25 protein-coding genes are annotated in these 26,866 nt (G+C 34.1%); 11 read left to right on the forward strand and 14 right to left on the reverse strand.

Features of this window, described 5'->3' with window-relative positions; all coding sequences use genetic code 11:
* Nucleotides 1-16: 16 nt before the first annotated feature.
* The gene (locus ACKOWY_RS01695) at nt 17-2,308 is read right to left on the reverse strand and encodes a patatin-like phospholipase family protein (RefSeq protein ID WP_408939708.1); all 2,292 of its coding nucleotides are present in this window, start codon (nt 2,306-2,308) and stop codon (nt 17-19) included.
* A 12-nt stretch (nt 2,309-2,320) separates the two neighbouring features.
* Nucleotides 2,321-4,120: an excinuclease ABC subunit UvrC gene (gene uvrC / locus ACKOWY_RS01700; protein ID WP_408939709.1), complete on the reverse strand. Its 1,800-nt coding sequence runs from the start codon at nt 4,118-4,120 to the stop codon at nt 2,321-2,323.
* A gap of 91 nt (nt 4,121-4,211) precedes the next feature.
* Here uvrC and ACKOWY_RS01705 point away from each other — a divergent pair, with 91 nt between their 5' ends.
* The gene (locus ACKOWY_RS01705) at nt 4,212-4,775 is read left to right on the forward strand and encodes a 5-formyltetrahydrofolate cyclo-ligase (RefSeq protein WP_408939710.1); all 564 of its coding nucleotides are present in this window, start codon (nt 4,212-4,214) and stop codon (nt 4,773-4,775) included.
* Between the two features lies 1 nt (nt 4,776).
* On the opposite strand, the gene ACKOWY_RS01710 is transcribed toward ACKOWY_RS01705, so the two are convergent.
* The 6 genes from ACKOWY_RS01710 to gdhA form a co-directional block, all read right to left on the reverse strand.
* Nucleotides 4,777-5,379, reverse strand: a complete 603-nt coding sequence (locus tag ACKOWY_RS01710; protein WP_408939711.1) for a lipoprotein signal peptidase — start codon at nt 5,377-5,379, stop codon at nt 4,777-4,779.
* An 87-nt stretch (nt 5,380-5,466) separates the two neighbouring features.
* Nucleotides 5,467-5,847 carry a TraR/DksA family transcriptional regulator gene (locus tag ACKOWY_RS01715; RefSeq protein ID WP_408939712.1) on the reverse strand — a complete coding sequence of 127 codons (381 nt, stop codon included), beginning with the start codon at nt 5,845-5,847 and terminating at the stop codon, nt 5,467-5,469.
* Nucleotides 5,848-5,854: 7 nt separating this feature from the next.
* Nucleotides 5,855-9,256 (reverse strand): isoleucine--tRNA ligase, encoded by a 3,402-nt coding sequence (ileS, locus tag ACKOWY_RS01720; RefSeq protein WP_408939713.1) that lies wholly within the window; start codon nt 9,254-9,256, stop codon nt 5,855-5,857.
* A 124-nt stretch (nt 9,257-9,380) separates the two neighbouring features.
* Entirely contained in the window at nt 9,381-10,094 is a 714-nt protein-coding gene (gene recO, locus ACKOWY_RS01725; protein ID WP_408939714.1) for a DNA repair protein RecO, read from the reverse strand.
* Nucleotides 10,095-10,099: 5 nt separating this feature from the next.
* Complete coding sequence (locus tag ACKOWY_RS01730) at nt 10,100-12,418, reverse strand: T9SS type A sorting domain-containing protein (RefSeq protein WP_408939715.1); 2,319 nt, start codon at nt 12,416-12,418, stop codon at nt 10,100-10,102.
* Nucleotides 12,419-12,543: 125 nt separating this feature from the next.
* Complete coding sequence (gene gdhA / locus ACKOWY_RS01735) at nt 12,544-13,887, reverse strand: NADP-specific glutamate dehydrogenase (protein ID WP_408939716.1); 1,344 nt, start codon at nt 13,885-13,887, stop codon at nt 12,544-12,546.
* 261 nt (nt 13,888-14,148) lie between these two features.
* On the opposite strand from gdhA, the gene ACKOWY_RS01740 reads away from it, so the two are divergent.
* Nucleotides 14,149-14,901, forward strand: a complete 753-nt coding sequence (locus ACKOWY_RS01740) for a THC0290_0291 family protein (RefSeq protein WP_408939717.1) — start codon at nt 14,149-14,151, stop codon at nt 14,899-14,901.
* A 9-nt stretch (nt 14,902-14,910) separates the two neighbouring features.
* On the opposite strand, the gene ACKOWY_RS01745 is transcribed toward ACKOWY_RS01740, so the two are convergent.
* A complete protein-coding gene (locus tag ACKOWY_RS01745) occupies nt 14,911-16,053 on the reverse strand; it encodes a cystathionine gamma-synthase (protein ID WP_408939718.1) in 1,143 nt (380 codons plus the stop codon).
* A 158-nt stretch (nt 16,054-16,211) separates the two neighbouring features.
* Here ACKOWY_RS01745 and ACKOWY_RS01750 point away from each other — a divergent pair, with 158 nt between their 5' ends.
* The 8 genes from ACKOWY_RS01750 to ACKOWY_RS01785 all read left to right on the forward strand — a co-directional run bounded on the left by ACKOWY_RS01750 (nt 16,212) and on the right by ACKOWY_RS01785 (nt 22,302).
* The gene (locus tag ACKOWY_RS01750; protein ID WP_408939719.1) at nt 16,212-16,565 is read left to right on the forward strand and encodes an arsenate reductase family protein; all 354 of its coding nucleotides are present in this window, start codon (nt 16,212-16,214) and stop codon (nt 16,563-16,565) included.
* Nucleotides 16,565-17,455, forward strand: a complete 891-nt coding sequence (locus ACKOWY_RS01755; protein WP_408939720.1) for a DMT family transporter — start codon at nt 16,565-16,567, stop codon at nt 17,453-17,455. Before ACKOWY_RS01750 ends, ACKOWY_RS01755 begins: the two co-directional genes overlap by 1 nt.
* Before the next feature lie 97 nt (nt 17,456-17,552).
* The gene (locus tag ACKOWY_RS01760) at nt 17,553-18,413 is read left to right on the forward strand and encodes a YicC/YloC family endoribonuclease (protein ID WP_408939721.1); all 861 of its coding nucleotides are present in this window, start codon (nt 17,553-17,555) and stop codon (nt 18,411-18,413) included.
* Between the two features lie 68 nt (nt 18,414-18,481).
* Entirely contained in the window at nt 18,482-19,054 is a 573-nt protein-coding gene (gmk, locus tag ACKOWY_RS01765; RefSeq protein WP_408939722.1) for a guanylate kinase, read from the forward strand.
* Nucleotides 19,055-19,072: 18 nt separating this feature from the next.
* Complete coding sequence (gene nadD, locus ACKOWY_RS01770; protein ID WP_408939723.1) at nt 19,073-19,654, forward strand: nicotinate (nicotinamide) nucleotide adenylyltransferase; 582 nt, start codon at nt 19,073-19,075, stop codon at nt 19,652-19,654.
* 65 nt (nt 19,655-19,719) lie between these two features.
* Nucleotides 19,720-20,886 carry an iron-containing alcohol dehydrogenase gene (locus tag ACKOWY_RS01775; RefSeq protein ID WP_408939724.1) on the forward strand — a complete coding sequence of 389 codons (1,167 nt, stop codon included), beginning with the start codon at nt 19,720-19,722 and terminating at the stop codon, nt 20,884-20,886.
* A gap of 203 nt (nt 20,887-21,089) precedes the next feature.
* On the forward strand, nt 21,090-22,085 hold the full coding sequence (locus tag ACKOWY_RS01780) for an NAD(P)H-dependent glycerol-3-phosphate dehydrogenase (RefSeq protein WP_408939725.1): 996 nt from the start codon (nt 21,090-21,092) through the stop codon (nt 22,083-22,085).
* A gap of 1 nt (nt 22,086) precedes the next feature.
* Entirely contained in the window at nt 22,087-22,302 is a 216-nt protein-coding gene (locus ACKOWY_RS01785) for a hypothetical protein (protein WP_408939726.1), read from the forward strand.
* Here ACKOWY_RS01785 and ACKOWY_RS01790 read toward each other — a convergent pair whose 3' ends face one another.
* From ACKOWY_RS01790 to ACKOWY_RS01800, 3 genes are all read right to left on the reverse strand, one after another.
* Nucleotides 22,303-22,710 carry a hypothetical protein gene (locus ACKOWY_RS01790; protein WP_408939727.1) on the reverse strand — a complete coding sequence of 136 codons (408 nt, stop codon included), beginning with the start codon at nt 22,708-22,710 and terminating at the stop codon, nt 22,303-22,305.
* 1 nt (nt 22,711) lies between these two features.
* Nucleotides 22,712-23,731 (reverse strand): phenylalanine--tRNA ligase subunit alpha, encoded by a 1,020-nt coding sequence (gene pheS, locus ACKOWY_RS01795; protein ID WP_408939728.1) that lies wholly within the window; start codon nt 23,729-23,731, stop codon nt 22,712-22,714.
* A gap of 93 nt (nt 23,732-23,824) precedes the next feature.
* Entirely contained in the window at nt 23,825-24,181 is a 357-nt protein-coding gene (locus ACKOWY_RS01800; RefSeq protein ID WP_408939729.1) for a hypothetical protein, read from the reverse strand.
* Nucleotides 24,182-24,295: 114 nt separating this feature from the next.
* On the opposite strand from ACKOWY_RS01800, the gene ACKOWY_RS01805 reads away from it, so the two are divergent.
* On the forward strand, nt 24,296-24,778 hold the full coding sequence (locus tag ACKOWY_RS01805; protein WP_408939730.1) for a CvpA family protein: 483 nt from the start codon (nt 24,296-24,298) through the stop codon (nt 24,776-24,778).
* A gap of 93 nt (nt 24,779-24,871) precedes the next feature.
* Here the strand turns inward: ACKOWY_RS01805 and ACKOWY_RS01810 are convergent, their stop codons facing one another.
* Entirely contained in the window at nt 24,872-25,615 is a 744-nt protein-coding gene (locus ACKOWY_RS01810; protein WP_408939731.1) for a tetratricopeptide repeat protein, read from the reverse strand.
* A gap of 18 nt (nt 25,616-25,633) precedes the next feature.
* A partial coding sequence (locus ACKOWY_RS01815; protein WP_408939732.1) for a BatD family protein occupies nt 25,634-26,866 on the reverse strand: 1,233 nt, incomplete at its 5' end.

A 26,866-nucleotide genomic window follows, 5' to 3' on the forward strand; every position in this document is an offset into this window, starting at 1 on the left:
GAAAATTTCTGTGGTTTTAAAACCAAAAACCAATATTAAAACCAATAAATCCTTTAGGTAATTCGGGAGACCAAGAGTATTTCATTTCAATTGGGCCCAATACAGTTTCAAGTCCGTATCCAATTGCATAGCCAGAATGTCTTGGTGTTGCTAGCCAATTTCCAGTGCTGAATAATTTATCTTCTGCATTGGCATAATTAGCCGAAAAATTAATGTGGTTTTTTTTATAAAATTCGACATCCAATGTAGCAAGTGCTTTCACATAACTATCCGATGTAATACTTAAAAAATCATATCCATAAAAAGATCGGATGTTGTTAATTGGATTAAAACCAAACCCTCCAAGTGAAAAATCTAAAAAATGAGTGCTAGTTTGTCCAAATGATACTCCAGCCTCTGACTCGAATTTTAGATTAATAAATTTATAAAAAGTACGCGTAATTCCAACTTGTGAGCTGGCTATATTATACCTGTTAAATTTGTTTGTGTAATTCGATGAAAGCAAATAAGATTGAACAGTACTGTTAAAATACCATCCTTTTTTTGGAAAATATTTATTGTCTAAAGAGTCGTATTTTAAGTATCCAAAAACACTCGTGTAATTACTGTTTTCAAAAACTGGGTTGTAGTTTTCAATTGTTTTTGATCCGATTTTTAAGCACTTAAATTCAACTCCTGCTCCAAGTAAAAATTTTTCAGCAAAAATGGTTTGTAAATACGCTGCATTGGTCCAATCGGAATAATCTAAGTTCAATGAATTGATTCCAAGCTGATTGAAAAGGAGTCCGTCATTAAAGTCATTAGAAACATTTTTATTAAACTGATTGAAATAAGATTTAAATCCAAAACTGAAATAAAATCCGTTATCAATATAATAATCGAGATTGTATCTAAAATTATCACCAACCCCTAAATCTAATGACATAACGTCGTTTCTAAACACTGATTTTTTTTGGGTAATATTCACTAATGCAGCACTTTTAAAGAGTCCGTCAAAGTGAAGTCCAAATTTTAGAAAAGTACTGTTTTCACTTTCTTTTAGAGATAATATTAATTCATCTCCCAAATTAAATTCTCTAAATTGATAATTAATTACCGAAAAGTTCCCGGTTGCATTTAGTGTGTTGATGCCGTCTTTAATTTGATCATAACTCACTTTCATCCCTTCTTTAAAACCTAATTTTCCTAAAACATAAGAGCGGGTGTAATCTTTTAAATCATTAAAGACCACATTTGTTATATACACGCTTTTATTTTGAAGTGTTTTAACCTGAAAAGGTATAAAGTTTTGTGATAAATTATTTATTTTATCAATTACTTTTTGAGTTGCTTCTTCCCCTTTTTGAATGATTTCGTTTTCTTCATCAAATGAAATTACGGTATAGTTTGAAATATCTGGTTTTATGTAAATATCGGTTTTACTTATTTTGTCTTTCATCCCTTTCATTACCTGAAGATTAGAAATTTGAAGTAATATTTGGGTTGCTTCTCTCAATGAATTTCGACTTTTTAAATCGTCTTGAACGTCTACTCCTATAATGATATCGGCGCCCATATTGCGAACCTCATCAATAGGGTAGTTGTTGGAGACCCCGCCGTCAATTAATATTTTTCCATTAATTTCTACTGGTGAAAAAAGTGATGGGAAGGCCGAACTTGCTAGCAAAGCTTGAGGCAAACTTCCTTGGTTTAGTACTTGCTGTTCTCCAGTTTCAATATTGGTTGCGATGCATAAAAAAGGAATAGGTAATTTGCTAAAATCTCTTACATGTCTTACCGGATGCGTTAACTTATGCAATAAATTATAGTTGTAAATCCCTTTTGACAAGGCAATTGGCACTCCAATGCTTAATTTTTTAAATGGCAAGGTAATCGCATAGAGTTCATCGTTGCGTTTTTCGTAAAAACTTTTATTTACCCTTGGAGTATAATCGGTAAGGAGTTCATTAAAATTGGTATCATGAAAAATCGAATCAATTTGAGTGGCGCTATAGCCCGTAGCATAAAGTCCGCCCACAACTGCACCCATGCTCGTTCCGCCAATGTAATCTATTTTTATTCCTGCTTTTTCGAGCACTTTTAAAACGCCAATATGAGCAAATCCTTTGGCGCCTCCACCAGTTAAAACCAATCCAATTTTAGGTCGTTTTATAGAATCTTGAGAATAGGTATTTGAAGAATTAAGTAATGAAAAAATAAAGAGCAGACTCAAAAGACCTCTAATTGCTAGCCCCAACCGCAATGAATACCGATTTTTGGTGGGAGAAGTGAAGGGCGGTAAAACAGATTTTAAGTTGGCCTTAAACATTCGCTGCAAATATTAATTGTCTATTTTATGGTAAAAGTCGGAAATTTTTTTGGCTTTTGATACACCAATGACTTCTGAAATTTCTTTTTCGGTAGCTAATTTTAATCTTTTAACACTTTTAAAATGTGTGATAAGTGTTTGCATGGTCTTTTCACCTATTCCTGGAATGGTTTCAATAGATGAATTAAGAGCCGATTTACTACGTTTATCACGGTGAAAAGTGATGCCAAATCGATGGGCTTCGTTTCGCAAATACTGAATCACTTTAAGTGTTTCCGATTTTTTATCGAGGTACAAAGGCACCGAATCGCCGGGATAAAACAATTCTTCCAATCGTTTTGCAATACCAATGATGGCTATTTTTCCGCGCAAACCTAAATCATCAATACTTTTTAGCGCAGAAGACAATTGCCCTTTCCCTCCGTCAATGATAATTAGTTGCGGTAGGGGTTGGTTTTCGTCTAAAAGGCGCTTGTATCTTCGATACACCACCTCTTCCATGGAGGCAAAATCGTTAGGGCCTTCCACGGTTTTTATGTTGAAATGACGGTAGTCTTTTTTAGATGGTTTCCCGTCTTTAAAAACCACACAAGCCGACACCGGATTGGTACCTTGTATGTTGGAATTATCAAAACATTCAATATGTCGTGGCTCCACAGAAAGACGTAAATCTTTTTGCATTTGCGCCATAATTCGGTTGGTGTGCCGCTCTGGATCTACAATTTGGATTTGTTTCAATTGATCCATTCGGTAGTATTTGGCATTGCGCTCGGAGAGTTCTAAAATTTGTTTTTTATCACCCAATTGCGGAACGGTAACTTTGATTTTGTCGCCAAAATCTAGGGCAAATGGCAAAATTATTTCTTTGGAAGTTAAATGAAAACGCTCCCGAAGCTCCACCACAGCCAATTCTAAAAGCTCTTCATTGGATTCTTCTAGTTTTTTCTTTAATTCTAAAGTATACGATCGGATGATGGCGCCATGTGAAATTTGAAGAAAATTAACATAGGCCACAGCCTCATCAGAAATAATTGAGAACACATCTACATTGGAAATCTTCGGATTTAATATGGTAGATCTTGATTGGTATTGTTCTAAAATTTCAATCTTTTCTTTAATTTTTTGGGCTTCTTCAAATTGCATTTCCGCAGCCAATTCCTGCATTTTTAATTTAAATCCACGCAAGCTTTCTTTGAAATTTCCTTTTAGAATTTCTCGAATGGCATCCACTTGTTTTTGATAATTTTCAAGCGTTTCATGACCTTCACATCCGCCTTTGCAATTGCCAATATGGTATTCCAAACACACTTTATACTTGTGGTTTAGAATATTATTTTCAGATAAATCGTAATTGCAGGTGCGTAGCGGATACAATTCTTTTATTAATTCTAAAACGGTATTTACCGTTTTGAAATTGGTGTAAGGCCCAAAATATTCAGAGCCATCTTTAACCATTCTTCTGGTAGGAAATATTCTAGAAAACGGTTCTTTTTTGATGCAAATCCAAGGATAGGTTTTATCATCACGTAACATTACATTGTAACGTGGCTGCAGTTTTTTTATTAAATTATTTTCTAACAGTAAAGCATCTTGCTCTGAAGAAACGACAATGTGTTTTATTTCGACAATTTTTCGAACCAATAAATTAGTCTTGGCATTGTCATGGACTTTATTAAAATAAGAAGCAACCCTTTTTTTAAGATTTTTTGCTTTTCCTACATATAGGATTTTTCCTTCTTTATCATAATACTGATACACCCCAGGATTATCGGGTAAGGTTTGTATTTGAAGTTCAAGTGAAGGATTGTTCATTGTATGTAAGGAACGAATTCGTTATTAAATCCAAACAAATTTAACTTTAAATTCTTCACAAAACAAATTCAAATTTTTCTATATTTACTTTATGTTTAAAAGCGAATTAAGAAAAAAATATAAAGCGTTACGAGCCGCTTTAACCCCCGATTTAATTGAGGCTCAAAGTTTGGCGATTGCCAATCAATTGCATTCGTTGGATATTTGGAACAACACCTATTTTCATTTGTTTCTAACTATTGCAGAACAAAATGAAATTGACACCGAATATATTTTACCCATTTTATCAGGTAAAGACAAAGAAATTGTAGTGTCAAAAAGTGATTTTGCAACCCATAAGATGACCCATTATTTGCTTACAGACAGCACCAAGTTTAGAAAAAACGCCTATAATATTCCCGAGCCAATAGATGGAATAGAGGTGCCTGTTTCTAAAATTGACGTGGTTTTTGTACCGCTTTTAGCCTATGATAATAAAGGAAATCGAGTGGGTTATGGCAAAGGATTTTACGATGCTTTTTTATCGGAATGCAAACCAGAAACGATTAAAATTGGGTTGTCTTTTTTCCCTCCTGAACTTGAAATTAAGGACGTTACTTCAGATGATATTAAATTAGATTTTTGTGTTACGCCAGATAGCGTTCACGCCTTCTAGTCTAATTGGAATGAGCAAAAGCTTTTTTATTGAAGAAAATCAAAATTCCTACTCCAGTTGAAATTGCAAAATCGGCTACATTAAAAATAGCATTGAAGAAGGTGATTTGTTTTCCACCCATAAAAGGCACCCAACTTGGCACCATATAATCTTCAATAAATGGAAAGTAAAACATATCCACTACTTTACCATGAAACCAGGTTCCGTAGGGTTTATCTGAGAAATAAGAGGCTAAATGGCGGTGGCTATCGTCAAACATAATTCCGTAAAATACCGAGTCAAAGATATTGCCTAAGGCTCCTGCAAAGATTAAACAAATCGCAACAATTAAATAGTTGGATCTGTTTTTTCTAGTAGCATCCCAAAGCCAATAACCAATTGCGCCAACAGCAAAAATTCGGAAAACAGTCAAAAATAATTTACCATATTCACCCGGAATTACTGTCCCCCAGGCCATGCCTTCATTTTCAATAAATAATAATTTAAACCATCTAAAAACTTCCACTTCTTCACCCAATATAAAATTGGTTTTAACATACATCTTTGACCATTGATCAATTAGTAAGATTAAAACAATAAGTAGTGCTGAATTTCTAAGTTTCATTTTCATGGTTTTATTGCTGCAAAAGTAGTATTATTTTTCCAAAAAAAAACGCTCTAAAAGAGCGTTTGTAGTATTGAAATTGGAATCTTAACGTTGTAAATTTTTAGCCTCAATACTCATTGTAGCATGAGGAACTATTTTTAAACGCTCTTTCCCAATTAGTTTACCTGTTACTTTACAAATTCCGTATGTTTTATTTTCAACACGGAAAAGTGCATTTTTTAAATCACGAATAAATTTCTCTTGACGAATAGCCAATTGTGAGTTTGCTTCTTTACTCATGGTTTCACTTCCTTCTTCAAATGCTTTAAAAGTAGGTGAAGTATCATCGGTACCATTGTTTAAGTCATTCATATAAGCACTTTTTATCAATTCTAAATCGATTTGTGCTTTTTCAATTTTGCTTAGAATAATTTCTTTGAACTCTGCTAAATCAGCATCAGAGTATCTCAATTTTTCATCTGTCATCTTTTCGCTATTTTGAAATTAATATTTTTGTTTTTATATCGTCAAATTCTATTTCTATGCCCTCTGAAACTTCAGCTGCAAATTGCAACTCTTTGGTTAAAGTTTCCGACATAATGTATGCTTCATTATTTTTTATTGCCTGCTCCAATTCATCTTGTTGCTGAATTTGAACTTTAATCTTATCGGTAACTTCAAAACCGGAATCTTTTCTAATATTCTGAATTCGGTTAACCAATTCTCTTGCAATTCCCTCTTGTTTTAATTCCTCAGAAATAGTAATGTCTAAAGCAACTGTAATTCCGTTTGCATTAGCAACCAACCATCCCGGAATATCCTGAGAAGTAATTTCTACATCTTGGGATGTTAAAATTATACTATTTCCTGAAATAACAATACTTAATTCTCCTGTGGCATCTAATTGATTAATTTGTTCTGCCGAAAAACCTTGTATCTCTTTGGCAATCAAGCCCATATCTTTACCAAATCGTGGTCCAAGAGCCTTGAAATTTGGTTTAATTTGTTTCACTAAAATCCCCGAAGCATCGTCTAAAAGTTCTATTTCTTTTACATTAACTTCTGCTTTAATCAGATCGGAAACCGCCTCAATTTCAGCACGTTGATTGTTGTCAAGTATAGGAATAATAACCTTTTGCAACGGTTGACGCACTTTAATCATTTCCTTTTTTCGAAGTGATAAAACTAACGAAGAAACGGTTTGCGCTTTCATCATTCTGCTTTCCAATGATTTATCAACAAAGTTTTCAACGGAAACCGGAAATTTTGCCAAATGTACACTGTCAAAATCTTCTAATTGTGTTGCTTGCGTTAAATCTTTGTAAAGTTTATCCATAAAGAATGGAGCAATTGGAGCCGATAGTTTTGCCACATTTAGCAAGCAAGTATACAAGGTTTGATACGCTGCAATTTTATCGGTGCCGTATTCGCCTTTCCAGAACCTTCTTCTGCATAAGCGAACATACCAATTACTTAAATTTTCTTGAACAAAATTAGAGATTGCTCTTGCTGCTTTGGTTGGCTCATAATCTTCATAAAAACCATCCACTTCCTTAATTAGAGTATGCAGTTCTGATAAGATCCAACGGTCTATTTCGGGTCTTTCATTTAATGGAACTTCAGGCTCCGAGTGATTGAAACCGTCAATATTGGCATACAAACTAAAGAACGAATAGGTATTGTATAAAGTGCCAAAGAATTTTCTTCTCACTTCTGCAATTCCTTCCAAATCAAATTTTAAGTTGTCCCAAGGATTCGCATTCGATATCATATACCAACGTGTAGCATCTGGGCCATACTCGGCTAAAGTTTCAAATGGATCAATTGCATTACCCAAACGTTTTGACATTTTTTGACCGTTTTTATCCAAAACCAAACCATTAGAAACTACATTTTTGTAGGATGTTTTATCAAATACCAAAGTCGAAATAGCATGTAAAGTATAAAACCAACCTCGTGTTTGATCTACCCCCTCCGCAATAAAATCGGCAGGGAATGCTTTATTTTCTTCAATTAATTCTTTATTTTCAAATGGATAATGCCATTGCGCATAAGGCATAGCACCCGAATCGAACCAAACATCAATCAAATCAGATTCGCGTTTCATTGCTTTTCCAGATGGAGAAACCAACACAATGTTGTCAACTACATTTTTGTGTAAATCAACCAATTCATAGTTTGCTTCGCTCATGTTTCCAACCTCAAATCCTTTAAATGGATTTTCTTTTTGGAATCCGGCAGCAATAGATTTTTCTATTTCTGAATATAATTCTTCAACAGACCCAATTAGCATTTCTTCGGTTCCATCTTCGGTTCTCCAAATCGGTAATGGAATACCCCAATATCTTGAACGCGATAAATTCCAATCGTTGGCATTTTTTAACCAATTTCCAAAACGCCCTTCTCCGGTTGCTTTTGGCTTCCAGTTGATGGTTTCATTTAGGTCAAACATTCTATCTTTAATTTCGGTTACTTTAATGAACCATGAATCAAGTGGATAGTATAAAATTGGTTTATCAGTTCTCCAACAATGTGGGTAACTGTGTATGTATTTTTCGACTTTAAAAGCCTTGTTTTCTTCTTTTAATTGAATTGCTATTTCTACATCGGCAGAACGCTCTGGCGCTTCCCCATCGTTGTAGTATTCGTTTTTAACAAATTTCCCAGAGTAGTTTCCTAGTCCTTCTACAAATTTCCCTTGTAAATCTACTAAAGGAACTGGGTTCCCATTTTCATCTAATACCAACATTGGCGGAACTTCGGGAGTTGCTTCTTTGGCAACTTTAGCATCATCAGCACCAAATGTTGGGGCAGTATGTACAATTCCGGTTCCATCTTCGGTAGTAACAAAATCTCCAGAAATAACTCTAAAAGCATTCTCCGGATTTTGATATGGTAACGCTAACGGCATTAATTGCTCATAACGAATTCCAACCAAGTCAGCTCCTTTGCATTCGGCAAGAATTTGAAATGGTATTTTTTTATCTCCTTCTTTGAAATTTTCAAAATCGGAAGGTTCTGAAGTTTCGAAGTAGGTTTTTCCAAATTGTTTTCCAACCAAATTTTTAGCCAAAATAACTTTCACAGGGCGGAAGGTATATTGGTTGAAAGTGTCAACCAAAACATACTCAATTTTTGGACCAACGGTTAAAGCAGTGTTTGAAGGCAAAGTCCATGGAGTAGTAGTCCATGCTAATATGTGAATTTCTCCAAATCCTTGTAAAAAGCTAGGTAATGAATCTGATTTTGTAAGAAATTGAGCGACTACCGTGGTGTCTGTAACGTCTCTATAACTTCCCGGTTGGTTTACTTCGTGAGAAGACAATCCAGTACCTGCTTTAGGCGAATACGGTTGAATGGTGTAGCCCTTGTATAGTAAATCTTTGTTGTAAATTTGTTTTAGTAACCACCATACACTTTCCATGTATTTGGATTTGTAAGTCACATATGGATCTTCCATATCTACCCAATATCCCATTTTTTCGGTAAGGTCATTCCAAACATCGGTATAACGCATGACGGTTTTCTTACACGCTTCGTTGTATTGCTCAACCGAGATGGTTTTTCCAATGTCTTCTTTGGTGATGCCTAATTCTTTTTCGGTTCCTAACTCAACCGGTAAACCATGAGTATCCCAACCTGCTTTACGCTTTACTTGGAACCCTTTTTGGGTTTTATAACGACAAAAAATATCTTTAATAGCACGCGCCATTACGTGGTGAATTCCAGGTAATCCATTTGCAGATGGTGGCCCTTCAAAAAATACGAATGGAGCATTCCCTTCTCTTGAAGTTACCGATTGTTCAAAGATGTTTTTTTCTTTCCAAAATTTTAGAACTTCAGATGCCACTGTTGGCAAGTCAAGCCCTTTGTATTCAGTAAATTTTGTGCTCATTATTTTGGTTGCTAAAAATCGAATTGCGAAAGTAAGGAATTTTGATAAAAGAGAATAAAAAATAGACAAAAGAGCGCCTACTTTTATCTAAAAATGTAAAAGTTTTTTCTAATTCTCGATTTTTTTAAGCAAAAACCTCTTTTAAAACCTCTAAAGATTTTGGTTTTTTAAATCCGTCAAGATGAATCGAATAGTAATTTAATAGAATGTTTAAGACCAATTGGCGTTCCATTCCGTTGAAGACTTTCTGATTTGAATCAAATTTTAATGCAATTAATTTTTTTAGCAAATTCGTTTCGTGTTCCGATAGGCAATTGATTCCTAAAAAGGCAGAAAAACCACCTTCATCCATGGCGGAAAATTTTGCCTCCAAATCGGAAATATCTGGATAAAAACCTAAAAATTTTGTTATTTCTAAAAGTAATATTAAATGAAAATTGGAAGTTTCTTCATGCGTGTCCAACCAAATAAGTGCCGTTTCTAAAAAGGTAAATAAATCTTCATTTTTTTCTTCTTCTTGAATACTATGGTGTAACATTTCCGATAAGAAAATAACAATCGTACTTTTAATCACATCTGAAGTAATAGTTTGAAAAGCAGTTGCAAGTTTGATGTCTTTAAAATGTTCTAAAGTGCCTTTATTTTTATGATTGGCTTCAATTTCAAGTAGTGTAAGCGGTTGGAAATAAGCAATTTTTTGATTGGATTTTTTCCCAGAATAGGCACTAGGTACAAAGTAACTTTTTAACCCATCTGAAAGGGTAAAGCACTTCACAATCAAGCTTTTTTCTTGGTATTTTAAAGAGGAAAGTACAATTGCTTTGGTTTTTACCAACATTGGAATTATCTAATTATCATTACTTTTTTAATGGTTGTTTCGATGCCATCCTGGGCTGAAATCAAAATCATGTAAACTCCAGAAGCAACTTTATAATTGCCAAATGCGGTGGTGTCCCATTCTATTGTACCCCCTTCGGAAGTAGTCTCGTAAACCAAATTACCTTCAATGTCGGTTATTTTTACAACTGCCTTGTCGGTTAGATTAGCAATTTTTACGGTACCATTGTATTCTGGGCGAACAGGGTTTGGATATACATAAACCGAGTTTAAGTCCCCACTGGCATTGGTAGCAGTTCCTTTGAATGAAACAAGGCCTTTATCGGTTGCAAAAAACACTTCGCCAGTTGCTCCATCAATTTCTATGTCATTGATATTATTTGAAGGCAAAGGAGAATTTTCTTTTGTAAAGTGATAAATGGTTTCTTGACCGTTATAGGAAACAAGATATACCCCAGAATCGGCAATTGCCACCCATTTTCTGTTGGCTCCATCAACTGCAATGTCTACGATAAATTGGTCGTAAAATAACTCTTGAGCCAAATCATTTTCAAGAATAATAATAGATTTAGATTGGATATCGGTTTCGGTAATAAAAGTATCCACCGATGGTATGATTCGCAATCCGTTTGCGGTTCCAATCCAGAGTTGGTTTTTATTATCAACAGCTACACAACGAACACTAATGGAAGGCAGATTTCCATCGGTTCCGGTTTTAATTCTTAAAAATTTATTATTATATTTTTCATTGAAAGCCATCAATCCATTTCCTCTAAATGAAGGAATCCATTTGGTATCATTTTTGTCAATTGCCATCTTCCCATAACTTTCATAGTAGGGATTTTCCATTAAGCTAACAAAATCATAGGTCTGCCATGTTGCATTGGATTTTAATACTTTTAAAGGCTTATTTACAATTGAGTTGGTCATCCATAAATTATTTTTCCCGTCAAATGCAGCTCCGTTTATTCTTACCGAAGTATAATTAGGAATTGTAGGAACCCATTGCTGACTTTCAGGGCCATTTGGAGGAGAACTTAATTGATTGTATATCGAAAAAACGCCGTTTTTTATTTTCAAAAGTCCGCTTTGAAACGAGCAAACAAAGACTTCATTTTCATCTTTAGGGTTTGGTACAACATCGGTAAGTGTCACGGCACCTACCAAATCTGAAAAAGGAATTATTTCCCAACCAGTTTGAGAGGTATAGGTACTGATTGGTTTTGGAGTCACATCGGGTGTTGGAACTGCGGAGTTATCATATGCACCATAAGTTACCCAAAGTTTGTTAGGCGCTTTTTTTGCTCTAAATACTTTATTGCTTACAGGACCATTTGGGAGTAAAAAACCAAAATTAGTTGAGTTTGTAATGGATGAGGTTAACACTCCATATTCGGTAGTTCCAATGTATACTTCATTATTAATTTCGGAGGCACAAGTAAATGATGGCGAACTATTAGAAACCAGAGTATTTTGAAAATAAAATACTTGAGTCAAATTATTATCATATATGTGGACTTCATTTAATGTTGTTACAATTAAATGGCTTGTGTTGGATCTAATGTCAACTATTTTATTAGAATATTGAGCTATTTGCGTAAAGTTGGTCCCATCATATTTGATCAATTTATTATCAGATCGAGCAGCAAAAACAAGGTTATTAAAAGCGGTAATTCCTTCCCAATAAAATCCCGAAATATCAATCCATTGATTGTAGTCATTTAAAAAAGGGTTGCTTATACTTACTTTTCTTATACCACTTCCTGAAGCATTTCCTTGTGTTGCGGCATAAATATTTCCGTTGGAAATGCAGGTTTGTTTCACCGATATATAATTCCCCGAAGGGCCCATGTAGTAGGTATCCCCAAATTCTAAAGTGGTTAAATCAAATGTTGAAATACCATAATTGGTGGAGATATAAAGTTTGTTGTTGTATTCTAGAAAATGATTAATTTGTTTGATCCCTGCCGGTACGGGCACTTCATCTCGAATCCCTGTTTTGTATAAAAACGAGCCATCAGCATTTACAACCAATAGTAATCCGTTACTATTTCCTACAAAAGATTTGTTAACCGAATCACTGTGATAAAAAGCAGTAATAGTTTCTGCTTTTAAGCCATCTATTGAGGTAGTTGTTTTAAGATCGTTTGAGCTTAGGTTTTTTGCAAAAAAAGCGTTTTCTGAAGAAGCATAAATATTTTGGGCTCCTTCTGATAGATCTGTAATTTGATTGAATGAAAAATAGCCCTGCCACTTTTGATTATTTTGGGAATAACCAATTGCAACAAAAAACAAAATCCATAAGCAACTTATTTTTCTGAGCATTTTCAATAAATTTCGATCACAAATATACTATAAAACGGATTTATATAGATTTTCATATAAAGCAATAAAAAAACCTTCTTTCAGGTAAAGAAAGAAGGTTAATTATATAGTAAAAAATTATGTTTTTATACAATACCTTGTGCTAGCATTGCATCGGCAACTTTAACGAAACCGGCAATATTTGCTCCTTTTACATAGTCAACATAACCAGTAGAATCTGAACCATATTTTACACATGCTGCGTGAATGTTTGCCATAATTGCTTTAAGTCTTTCATCTACTTCTTCTGAAGTCCAGCTTAATCTTAAAGAGTTTTGTGACATTTCAAGTCCTGAAGTTGCAACTCCACCTGCATTTGATGCTTTTCCTGGAGCGAATAAAATTTTAGCATTTTGGAAAACAATAATTGCATCTGGTGTAGAAGGCATATTAGCACCTTCCGCAACACAAATACATCCGTTTGCCACTAATGTTTTAGCTTCTTCTTCGTTTAATTCGTTTTGAGTTGCACATGGAAGCGCAATATCACATTTAACTTCCCATGGTCTTTTTCCCGCTACGAATTTTGCATTTGGATATTTAGTTACATAATCAGAAATTCTTCCGTAGTTCACGTTTTTAATTTCCATTACATAAGCTAATTTTTCTGCGTTAATTCCGTCAGCATCATAAATATATCCTGATGAATCCGATAGAGTAACCACTTTTCCTCCTAATTGAGTTGCTTTTTCACATGCATATTGCGCTACGTTTCCAGATCCTGAAACGGCTACAATTTTACCAGAAAAACTATCTCCTTTAGTAGCAAGCATGCTTTGAGCAAAGTATACATCACCATATCCAGTAGCTTCAGGACGAATTAACGAACCACCAAATGAAATTCCTTTACCTGTTAAAACTCCGGTAAATTCATTTCTTAATCTTTTATATTGACCAAACATATAGCCAACTTCTCTTCCTCCAACTCCAATATCTCCAGCAGGAACGTCGGTATCTGCTCCAATATGTTTAGATAATTCTGTCATAAAAGCTTGACAAAATTTCATAATTTCATTATCTGATTTTCCTTTTGGATCAAAATCAGCTCCACCTTTTCCTCCACCCATAGGCAAAGTTGTTAAGCTGTTTTTAAAGGTTTGTTCGAATGCTAAGAATTTTAAAATACTTAAATTCACAGAAGGATGAAAACGAATTCCGCCTTTGTATGGTCCAATAGCAGAGTTCATTTGAATTCTATAACCACGGTTAACTTGCGTTTTTCCTGCATCATCTAACCAAGTTACACGAAACATAATAACTCTTTCTGGTTCAACCATTCTTTCCAAAAGCATTTTGCCTTCGTACTTTTTATTTTCTTCAATAAATGGGATAACTGTTTCGGCAACTTCCGTAACGGCCTGTAAAAATTCAGATTCGTTAGGGTTTTTTTTAGCAACCGCTTCAATAAAGTTTTGGATACTTTGTGACATAAATTATAAGATTAATTTTTTTAGAAATCGTTTTCGTAATATTTCACAAATATACATTTTATTAAAATAGTGCCGCATATTTTTTTAAATTCTCATAAATATTGTGTTTTTTGTAATTCTTTTTGCTGATAATTGAATAATTAATTTAAAAATGAACTTGTTTTTATTTTTTTTCGAATAGAAATAAGTATTTTTTTTAATTTATTTCATTACTTATGATGTTTTTATATATTTGTTGATTAAATAAATGAAAAACCAATAATGTTTAAGAAAGCAGTATTATCAATTATTATTCTATTTTCAATCGCTACTTACTCTCAAGGATGGGGGAGTTATACCGAAGTTGGATTTATGGGAGGCCCCGTTTTTTTTAAATCGGATTATGGTGAAAGAGGGAGTTTTGAAAATTTTGAAAAAAACAACGGTTTTTCAATTGGTGCGTCCTATTATTTATCTTCAATCAATAATTTTAGAGGACTTGAAGATAATTTCAAATTAAGATTAGAAATTTTATATACACAATCTAGTTTTAAACATTACGGTAAATATGTTGATCCATCAAGTACCTCAGTTTTCACCAATCAACTTCGTGGGATGTATGGTTCCAATTCATTTACTTCTATTGGATTCCAGATAGAATATTATCCTTTTAAAACAGACGATTACGACAGAGGTTCTTTGTTTAGTCCTTATATTGGTTTTGGACCTCACATGAATTATGTTAGTGTTTCAAGTAAATCAACATTAGGTGAAATGGGAACCACCATCACAACACCACAAAAATATAATGGTGGATTTATGAATGGGTCATTAACGGTTGCCTCATTAACAGGAGCATTGGGAACTCGTATTAAGTTGTCTTATTACCATTCATTATCTGCCGAATTAAGAGCGCAATATTTCTTCTCTGATTGGGTTGATGGATTGAATCCAAATAAAGCTATTTATACAGAAAATAAAAGCAATGACTGGTGTGTAGGGTTGAATTTAGGATATATTTACTATTTCAACTAACCCTAATACTTAACGAAATGCTTGCTCTAAATCGGCAAGTAAATCATCAATATCTTCTACACCCGTACTTAGTCTAACTAAGTCATCTGTAATTCCAACTTCCAATCTTTTATCTTCTGGTATCGATGCGTGGGTCATTAAGGCAGGATGATTTGCTAATGATTCAACACCACCTAACGATTCAGCCAAAGTGAATACTTTTAGTTTTTCTAAAAATGAAATCGAGTCTGCTTTTTTTCCTGATTTGAATGTAAAGGATACCATTCCACCAAAACCACTCATTTGTTTTTTGGCAATTTCATGGTGCGGATGATCCGGTAAACCTGGATAAAATACACGAGCTACTTCAGGGTGATTGCTTAAGAATTCGGCCACTTTCATTCCGTTTTCACAATGTCTTTGAACGCGTAAATGCAAGGTTTTAATTCCTCTTAAAACCAAATAACTGTCCATTGGCCCTAGCGTTCCTCCGGTTGCAAATTGCTTAAAGTGCAATTCATCTCCTAATGCTTTATCTTTTATGATTAAGGCGCCAGCGATTACATCGGAATGACCCCCTAAATATTTGGTTGCCGAGTGCATTACAATATCAGCTCCTAAATCAAGGGGTTTTTGTAAATAAGGAGTTGCAAAAGTATTGTCTACCGCAAAAAGTAAATTGTGTTTTTTAGTGATTTTGGCTATTTCTTGAATATCGGCCAATTTCATTAATGGATTAGTTGGTGTTTCAACCCAAACTAATTTGGTATTTTCATTAATTAACGATTCAAATTTTTCTAAATCGTTCATATCTACAAAGTGAAATTTAATGCCACTTTCTTTGTATAAACGAGTAAATAAACGGTATGTTCCTCCGTATAAATCATCCATAGCGATGATTTCATCACCTGCTTTAAACATACGAAGCAAACAATCGGTGGCAGCCAATCCAGATGCAAAAGCCAATCCTCTAGCTCCATTTTCAATCGATGCTAAAGCATCTTCTAGTGCTTGACGAGTAGGATTTGCAGCACGACTGTACTCGTAAGCTCCTACAGGTTGCCCCGGACTCGTTTGCGCATAGGTTGAGGTTTGAAAAACGGGAGTCATTACAGCTCCTGTTATTTTTTCGTGGTGTTGCCCACCATGTATTACTTTAGTATTGAATTTCATCCGATATAAATTTTGTCAAAGGTACTAAGATTAAATAAATTATTTAATAGAGAAATAAGTCAGAATTTAAATTTCAAATCCCTTTCCTTTTCAGGATTATTTTTTTATAAAAATACAGTTTATATGTTGGAAATGAATTTCCTTTGCAAAAAGTTTTTATGGCAAATAAAATATACTATTTAGCATCTTGCGATACTTGTAGAAAGATAATTAAATCGCTGCCCAATCCGAATAAATTGGAGTTTCATGACATTCGTCAAAATCCAATAACCGAATCCGAATTGGAAGAATTGCATTCGCTTTCTGGAAGCTATGAGGCACTTTTTAGTAGAAAAGCACAGTTATATAAATCATTAGATTTAAAGAATAAAAATTTAACTGAAGCCGATTACAAAATGTATTTGTTGCAACATTATACCTTTTTAAGTCGTCCTGTTTTTATTATTGACAACAAAATTTACATTGGTAATAGTCAAAAAAATAGTGCCGAAGTAATTAAAGTTTTAAGCTAATGTCAAAGAGAAATTGGGCACTATTAGCCGCAACTTTAGTTTCTATTATTTATGGCGTAACATTTACCATTGCCAAAGATGTAATGCCAAAATATGTGGAACCTTTTGGATTTATCACCATGCGAGTAGGCGGATCGGTAGTTCTTTTTTGGGTGGTTTCTTTTTTTGGACCCAAAGAAAAAATTGCTTTAGCCGATTTCCCTCGAATTGTAGCCGCTGCTTTTTTTGGTGTGGCGCTAAATATGCTTACTTTTTTTAAAGGCCTTAGTTATACGTCCCCAATTATGGGTGCCGTATTAATGGTAACCACACCTATGATTGTATTGGTTTTGTCTTCATTTATAATGAAAGAACGAATTAAAAAAAGAAAAGGAATCGGAATATTATTTGGCTTGGCCGGAACCCTATCTTTAATTCTTTACGGGAAATCTATGGCCAATGCACCAAATGCCACACTAGGAAATCTATTGGTATTTATTAATGCCATTTCTTATGGATTCTATTTAATCGTTGTAAAAAAATTGATGGATAAATACAATGCATTTACTTTTGTAAAATGGATTTACACCTTCGGATTCATTATGGTACTTCCGTTTGGATGGAATGAATTTCATGCCATTTCTTGGGGAAGTATGCCAGAAGCTATTTATTGGAAAATCGGATTTGTTGTCGTGTTTTCTACTTTTTTCACGTATTTGTTAAACCTGCTTTCCATGCGAGAATTAAAACCTACAACAGTAGCTGTTTTCATTTATTTACAACCTTTTTTCGCAACCTTTTTTGCAGTGGGTCTGGGTAAAGACGAGTTGAGTTTGGTAAAAATAATTTCGGCAGTATTAATTTTTGTAGGAGTATATTTAGTAACTCAAAAACGAGTAAAAAGTGAATAGTAATTAGTAAATAGCTTTGAAAACGATAAATTACTAATCACTTTTCACTAATCACTTTTCACTATTTCATATATTTGAAGTCAATAAAAATAAAATAATGATACAATCCATGACGGGTTTTGGTAAAGCATCCTTGCAATTACCATCCAAAAAGATTACAGTTGAAATAAAATCATTAAACAGCAAAGGTTTAGATTTGAACACCAGAATGTCCTCTATTTATAGAGAAATGGAATTGGGCTTGCGCAACCAAATTTCTCAGTTATTAGAACGCGGAAAAATAGATTTTTCATTATATATTGAAATTACAGGCGAAGAAACTTCTTCTAAAATTAATGTGCCAATAGTTAAAGGATACATGAATCAATTAAAAGAGGTAAATGAAAGTGCAGATGAAACCGAATTATTGAAAATGGCAATTCGAATGCCGGATGCATTAAAAACCGAACGTGAAGAAATAGATGAAAAGGAGTGGCAAGAAATTCAAAAAGTAATAAATCAAGCCTTAGAAAATATTGTTCAATTTAGAAAAGACGAAGGCGCTTCTTTAGAAAAAGAGTTTCAATTGCGAATTTCAAAAATTCGCAGCTTAATGACAGAAGCCGTTGCTTATGACGCCGAGCGCGTAGCAACAGTTAAAACCCGATTAAGAACTGCTTTAGACGAACTTAAAGTGGCAGTTGATGAAAATAGATTTGAGCAGGAATTGATTTTTTATTTAGAAAAATACGACATCACAGAAGAAAAAGTCCGCCTAGAAAATCATTTAAATTATTTCATCGAAACCCTTTCAGGAAACGAAGCCAACGGTAGAAAATTAGGTTTCATCACGCAAGAAATGGGTCGTGAAATCAATACCATGGGATCCAAGTCCAATCATGCAGAAATGCAAAAATTGGTGGTGATGATGAAAGATGAATTGGAGAAAATTAAAGAGCAGGTATTGAACGTGCTTTAAATTTTTGAAGGTATTATAACAAAACATAATGGGTATGAGATTGCTTCGTACCTCGCAATGAAAAAGTAATGAATAAAGGAAAATTATTAGTATTCTCTGCGCCTTCGGGCTCAGGAAAAACAACCATAGTAAGACACTTACTTACCAAAGAAGATTTGAATTTAGAATTCTCCATTTCTGCTGCAACCCGTGACCCTCGTGGAGAAGAAGTTAATGGAAAAGATTACTACTTCATGTCGATTGAAGAGTTCAAACAGCACATCAAGGCCGATGATTTTATAGAATGGGAAGAAGTCTACCGCGATAATTTCTACGGAACTTTAAAAAGTGAAGTGGAACGCATTTGGGCTAGCGGGAAAAATGTAATTTTTGATATTGATGTAGCAGGAGGATTGCGAATAAAATCAAAATTTCCGCAAGAAACCTTAGCTGTCTTTGTGAAACCACCAAGTGTAGACGAGTTAAAACGCCGACTTAAAGAGCGTTCAACTGAAAGCGATGACAAAATTAATATGCGAATCGCAAAAGCCCACGTGGAATTGGCAACTGCCCCACAGTTTGACCTAGTAATAAAAAATTATGATCTAGATGTGGCCAAAGAGGAAGCCTATCAATTGGTGAAAGAGTTTGTTAATAGTTAGTTTAAGCGTTATAACAAAATGAAAATCGGACTCTATTTTGGAACTTTTAACCCAATTCATGTTGGGCATTTAATTATTGCCAACCACATGGCAGAAAATTCCGATTTAGAACAAATATGGTTGGTGGTAACACCTCACAATCCACACAAACAAAAAAACACTTTGCTAGACGATTACCAACGCTTGCATTTAGTGCATTTGGCCACAGAGGATTATCCAAAAATTAAACCCTCCGACATCGAATTCAAATTAGCGCAGCCCAATTATACGGTACATACATTAGCGCATTTAAAGGATCATTTTCCTCAGCATGAGTTTTCTTTGATTATGGGTGAGGACAATTTAAACTCATTGCATAAATGGAAAAACTTCGAATATATTCTAGAAAATCATGACCTTTATGTTTACCCAAGAGTTTCTGTAAATGAAGAGAATAACGATTTATTAAACCATGCACGAGTTCATAAAGTGGCGGCTCCAATTGTAGAAATTTCCTCTACATTTATTCGAGAAAATATCAAAAACAAAAAGAACTTCCGCCCTTTATTACCCGAAAAAGTTTGGGAATATATAGATCATAATAATCTATACAAAAAGTAAACTTAACATTACTTTACAACTTGTTCCCGGAAACCTTTGTAATTTAGCAATCTAAATTAATTACAATGAATAACTTCGAATTATACAATCCTGTTAATTATGTTTTTGGGAAAGACCAAACCCAAAAATTAGCCACATTAGTTCCTAAAAATGCCAAAGTATTAATTGCTTATGGAGGTGGAAGTATCTTTAAAAATGGCGTTTACGATCAAGTAAAATCCGCTTTGCAAGGTTTTGAAATCGTAGAGTTTGGAGGAATTGAACCCAACCCAAGATTTGAAACTTTGATGAAAGCAGTTCAAATCATTCGCGAACAACAAATTACTTTTATTCTTGCTGTTGGTGGTGGAAGTGTAATTGATGGAGTGAAATTTATTTCGGGCGCTGTAAATTATGAAGGGGATGCTATTGAAATTCTAAAAAAACGAATTCTTTTCACCGATATTTCTAAAGTAATTCCATTTGGAACTGTTTTAACCCTTCCTGCAACTGGTTCCGAGATGAATTCGGGGGCAGTGGTAACCATAGAAGCTACTCAAGAAAAACTTACTCTTGGTGGAAGCGCATTATTTCCAAAATTCTCTATTGTAGATCCAAATGTAATTGTTTCTTTACCAAAAAGACAATTGCAAAACGGTGTAGTAGATGCCTTTACGCATGTTATGGAGCAATACCTAACCTACAAGCACGATGCGATGCTACAAGACCGTTTGGCAGAAAGTATTTTGCAAACTCTAATTGAGGTTGGACCAAATGTTGTTGAAAATCCGAGTGATTATAAATTGGCGTCCAATTTTGTTTGGAGTGCAACAATGGCCTTAAATGGTTTGATTCAAAAAGGAGTGCCAAGCGATTGGGCAACCCACATGATTGGCCATGAATTAACGGCGTTGTATGAAATAGACCATGCAAGAACCTTAGCCATCATTGGGCCGAATTTATACAAAGTAATGTTTGAAACAAAGAAAGAAAAATTGGCGCAATATGGCCAACGCGTTTGGAATATTACTGGAATCTCAACGGAAGAAATTGCTCATAAAGCCATTGAAAAAACGGTAGAATTTTACCATGTGATGGGAATGAAAACCAAGTTATCGGAGAACACCGAAAACTATATAGAAACAGCCAATTTTATTGTAAATCGATTTGAAGAAAGAGGTTGGCAGGCATTGGGCGAAAAACAAAACATCACTCTAGAAAAAGTTAGAGAAATCGTTGAAATGAGTTATTAGTATTTAAAAAGGCGTTCTAGAAAATTATCTAAAACGCCTTAATAAAACAAACTTCAACCCAAAAATAAGATGATTCTAACTTTAGAACGGCAAAAGAATAAACTTATTGTATTGATTATCATAAATTTAAGGTTTAATTGATTTTGTTGCTTTTGGGAATCTAATAATAAAAGAGTATTTTTGATTTTTCAAAAGACAAAAAAATGAATGCAAATCCAAAGTTTGCCGTTATAGGTGGGGGAAGTTGGGCTACTGCAATAGCCAAAATGCTGTGTGTAAACCTAAATGAAATTGCTTGGTACATGAGAAATGAATCGGCAATTGATCATATTAAAACACAAAAACACAATCCAAATTATTTAAGTTCGGTTGAATTTGATACAAATAAACTAAAACTTACGGCAAATATTAATGAAGCGGTTGCTTATGCTGATTATATTATTTTCGCTATACCTTCTGCTTTCTTAAGCTCTGAATTAGAAAAACTAACCGTTAGTTTAGAAAAAAAAGTTATTTTTTCAGCTATAAAAGGAATTGTTCCTGAAACCTTTTTGATTGTTGGAGAGCATTTTCATCAAAAATTTGACATTCCTTTCGAAAATATCGGAGTAATTACAGGTCCTTGTCATGCGGAAGAAGTTGCTTTAGAGCGCCTTTCTTACTTGACAATTGCTTGTGGCGATCGATCAAAAGCGCGAGTAGTAGCCAATGTTCTTGCTGGGAATTACATCAAAACTAAAATATCGGATGATATTATAGGCACCGAATATGCTGCCATGTTAAAAAACATTTACGCTATCGCCGCTGGAATTGCGCATGGCCTTGGTTACGGTGATAACTTCCAATCGGTCATTATGAGTAATGCCATTAGAGAGATGAAAAAATTCATCCGTAAAGTACACAAAATGAAAAGGAACATTAATAATTCGGCTTATTTAGGCGATTTATTAGTAACAGGTTATTCGGTTTTTTCTCGAAACAGAATGTTTGGAAACATGATAGGAAAAGGATACACCGTAAAATCAGCAATGATGGAAATGAGTATGGTTGCCGAAGGGTATTATGCCGTGAAAAGTGCCTACAAATTAAACCAAGAATACAAAGCCAAAACACCAATTATTGATGCGGTTTACGAAATTTTATACGAAGGTAAAAACGCCAAAGCGGTATTTAAAAAACTAACTGATAAATTAGATTAAGATGAGTGAAAGATGGAAATACCAGCTTAAATCGGGTGGATTATGGGGCTTATTTATGTCGGTTTTTATTTTGCTTTTTAACATGAAAGAGCAACCTATTGCAGAGCAGTTACAACACCCAGAATTTTGGGTTAAAACCCTAGTATATTTAATTGTTGGAATTTTTGGATTGGGTTATTACAACTGGAAGCACAAACAAAAGCAACAATCTAAGTAATTATCTAACAATAACGCCTTCTACAAATAAGATAGGCACTTCTTCTGTAGTTTCTTCGCTGATGCTGTTTTTTCTAAAAATAAACTTCTTATCGTAAAGGGTATTGCCTATGAAGTAGGTTACCATGAATTCGTTATTCAGCTCCAAAACACTTTTTTCAATCATTTCTACTTTCACTACAGAAACCGAAGGAACATGTTGAAATGCATGTCGTAATAGTGAGGTTTTTTTCATTTCTCCGTCAATGGTTCCGGCGGCTTTTGAAACAACCATTACACCGTCTAACTCAAAGTCGGAATCATTTACTAAATACACATTCCATACTTTTTCCATGAAGTCGTCACTCCATTCGGGAATGGCAGCTAGAAATACATTTTCAACTTCAGGAATGGTAATGTCTGCCTTCATTTTAGATACTGGCTTTAAACTGCTCTAAGAAACGCACATCGTTTTCATAAAACATTCGAATATCTCCAATTTGGTATAATAACATGGCAATACGCTCTATTCCCATCCCAAAGGCAAATCCATTATATTCATCTGGGTTGATACCGCAGTTCTTCAATACATTTGGATCTACCATTCCGCAACCACCAATTTCCAACCATCCGGTTCCTTTGGTAATACGGTAATCGGTTTCGGTTTTTAGTCCCCAATAAATGTCAATTTCAGCACTTGGTTCTGTAAATGGGAAATAACTTGGGCGCAAGCGAATTTTAGATTTCCCAAACATTTCTTTGGTGAAATACAAAAGCGTTTGTTTTAAATCGGCAAACGAAACCTCTTTATCAATGTATAACCCTTCCACTTGATGGAAAATACAGTGCGAACGAGAAGATACCGCTTCATTACGAAATACCCTTCCCGGAGAAACGGTACGAATAGGCGGTTTGTTATTTTCCATGTATCTCACTTGTACCGATGAGGTGTGGGTACGCAACAATACATCGGGATTGGTTTGGATGAAAAAAGTATCCTGCATGTCTCGTGCCGGATGGTATTCTGGCAAATTTAATGCGGTAAAATTATGCCAATCGTCTTCTATTTCTGGACCTTCGGAAACATTAAATCCAATGGTAGAAAATATATCGATAATTTGATTTTTAACAATAGAAATTGGGTGACGTGATCCAATAGCGATTGGTTCGCTTGGGCGTGTTAAATCGCCATAAAAACCTTTTATTTCTTCTTTGCTTTCTAATTCCTCTTGAATCGATTTTACTTTTTCTTCAGCAACATTTCGAAGTTCGTTCAATACCAAACCAAAATCTTTTTTTTGTTCGTTTGGCACATTTTTAAACTCAGCAAAAAGCTCTTTTAGCAAGCCTTTACTTCCTAAATATTTAATACGAAATTGCTCTAAAGCTTCTTTGTTTTTTTCATTGAATGCTTTGGCTTCTTCAATATGCTGTTTAATCTTATCTATCATCGGAATCTCTTTAGTGCTGCAAATTTAAGTAAAAGTTGGAAGTTGGAAGTTGGAAGTTGGAAGTTTTTTGAAGAAATCTTATATCAAAAAGGATTAATCAATAAGTTCTTTTTCTATAAAATAATTTACAATGGCTTCTTTCATTAACACCGATTGTTCTCCAGCTTTTAGCGGCGGAAGTTCTTCTTTTATTTTGTAATGTGGCCAACCTTCTTTATCTACATAATCAAATTCATAATATCCATAAGGTTCAAGCAAGCGACAAATAGCAATATGCATAAGATTTATTTTTTCATCTTTTTTAAATAATTGCTGAAAACGACCATATTCCTGCACGCCAATTAGATAAATTATGGCATCCAAATCTAAATCTTCGCCTTGCGAAAATTGATTGGATAGTATCGAAACTACATTCTCCCAACGCTCTTTTAATTGTATATCTCTTGACATTTTTGTTTTATTGACTATAGTTCTAATAGATTGCAAATATACCACTTTACACTCTTTTCTCTTTGGTCTTCTATCTATATTCTTTTCTATATATTTGTACTTTAATTACTACTTATGAGTTTTATTGATATCATTTTAGCCGTTTTATTAGGTTATGGTTTATTTCGCGGATTAAAAAACGGATTCATTATTGAATTTGCTTCCTTGATTTCCTTCTTTGTTGGAATCTATTTAGCGGTAAAATTTTCTTCTATTTTAGGAGACAGTAAAACAGCAAAAGTGATAGGTTTTATAATCATTTTAATCGCTGTAATTATCGGAATTAATTTACTAGCCAAGGCACTTTCTAAAATTGCTAGCGCAATGTTGTTAGGCGGATTTAACAAAGTAGGAGGCGCCATTTTAGGAACAATTCGAATGGCACTTTTTATTGGAGTGATTTTGAGTTTGTTTCAAAAAGTAAATATTAAAGACGCACTTATTTCTAAAGAAACCGAAACCAAATCGTTGTTTTTTAATCCAATAGTAAAAACCTCAGATTTTATGTTGCCTATTTTATCGCATTGGTTTAAGGATATGAAAACTAGTGTTGAGTAATCAATCTTTAGTATTTAGGTATTTAGTTTGAATAGTATTAGATTCCTTCGGAATGACAAACTGTGTGAAACCGAGAACGGATAACTGAAAAAATTAATTCAATTCTTTAATAGCTTCTTCCGGAGTCCAACCAGTGCTTTCATCAGTTAATTGAATTTTTTTCCAATTTGCGATGCTTTCCAAAACATAAACTTTAGTTCCTTCGTGAAGTAAAATTGTTTCAGCACTACTTGCTTTAGGCTCTCCTTTTACCGATACACTTTCAGCAAAAACGATCGCAGTTTTTTCGGAAGCAATTCGGTTTTTTTCATAAATTCCAGAGGTAACACTTATTATAATTCCTAGGAAAATAAAAAACATTCCAGAAAAGAAAATGCGTTTTCTTAAAGCAGTTCCCGAAAGGTAATATCCAGCAAAAAAAACTAAAAACAAGAAGGCCAATACAACCGCAATCCAAGCCCAAGTATCATAATAATAGCTCGAAGTAAAATCCTGAATTAACTTACTAAAACCAACTTTTGGTACAATTTTAATATCGTCAATGGTCATTTTTCGGGCAAAATCGAGGTTGGTTTTTATTTCCTCATCATTCGGATTGAGTTGCAATGCTTTTTCATAATTATAAACGGCTGGGGCAACTTTATGTAATTTATAATAGCAGTTTCCTAGATTAAAATACAATTCGGCCGAATGTTTTCCGGTAGCCAAAACATTTTCATATTGGTTAATGGCCTCGGTATAATTTTCTTTTTGATAGCATTGGTTTCCTTTTTCAAAAGCAGTTTGAGCCAATGAAATTTGAAAAATAAAAAGGAGTAATAAAAGCTGTTTTTTCATAATATTCTACTTAATATTTTATGCTAATTGTTTTTCTAAACTCGATATTATTACCACCGCTTTGTCATAATCTTGCTGAATCGTTACACTTGTAGAAGGTGCGTATCGAGCCAACTCACAACTTTCTGTAAGCGCAATAAATTCTTTCACGGTTTGCGCATCGGCATTTCGAGTCAGTAAAACTTCGGAAATAATATCTTTACTCATTTCTGAGGTTTCGATGCTCAATTTGGCTTTCAAGAAATTGTGCATGGCTTTTTCCAATGCAATATAAACCGGCTCTTTATTTTTAAGTTGTTTTTGAGCTTCCGACAAATATTTTTTTGCCAAAGCATTGGATTTTTTCTTTTTATTACCCACAATATCGGCTTCTTCGGCTTCTTTTCTTTTTCGAATAAATATCAAAATCGGAATGCATAAAAACGGCAAAATCAGCAAACTATAAAACAACTTCGATTGTAAAAAATCTTCTTTATCTATCAATTCTAAAGTAGTTTTTTGCTTGATATTGGCAAATGTTTGGTGTTCTAAATCATCAACCTTTTCATTTTTACCTTTAAGATTCGTAGTAGAAGCAGCATCATAATTTGGCCCTTCTAAAACGGTGACATTTATTTGTTGAGAGGTAATGGTTTTGTACGATTTTGTTTTAAGATCAAAATAACTAAAGCTAATGGGTTTGATCGGATAATTTCCTTTGTATTGTGGCACAATGGTATATTGATCTCTAAAACCACCTACCATTCCGGTATTATAGGTTCGAATGTTTTCGATATGTTCTGGATCGTACATTTCTAAAGCGGCAGGAATTACCGGTTTTGGCAAACTAAATAATTTTAGATTTCCTGTGCCGTAAACCGAAAGATCTAAATCTAAATTCTCACCAGCTTTAAGTGTTGTTTTGGATGGTGTTACTTTAAATTCGAACGATCCAACTGCACCCGAAAAATTAGCTGGTTTTCCTGCTGTTGGTAATGGTTTGACATTAATTACTTGCGTACCCGAAGACAATACTTTTCGTCTTTTACCATATATTGGATCGCCAATAATATCAAATTGACCGGTTGGATATTCTATTTCGGCTTCAAATGAAAAAGGCTGAATCGGTTGATTTCCTACTTCAAGAGGATACAAAACAGAACTACCAATGGTCCAAACACCATAGATTTTTCCTTTGTAAGTGCCTTTAACAGCAGGTTGATTCACATCGTTGTATTGGATCCAAAAATTGTTGCTTTTTGGTTTTTTGAT

Source organism: Flavobacterium sp. (assembly GCF_046073885.1).
Lineage (GTDB): Bacteria > Bacteroidota > Bacteroidia > Flavobacteriales > Flavobacteriaceae > Flavobacterium.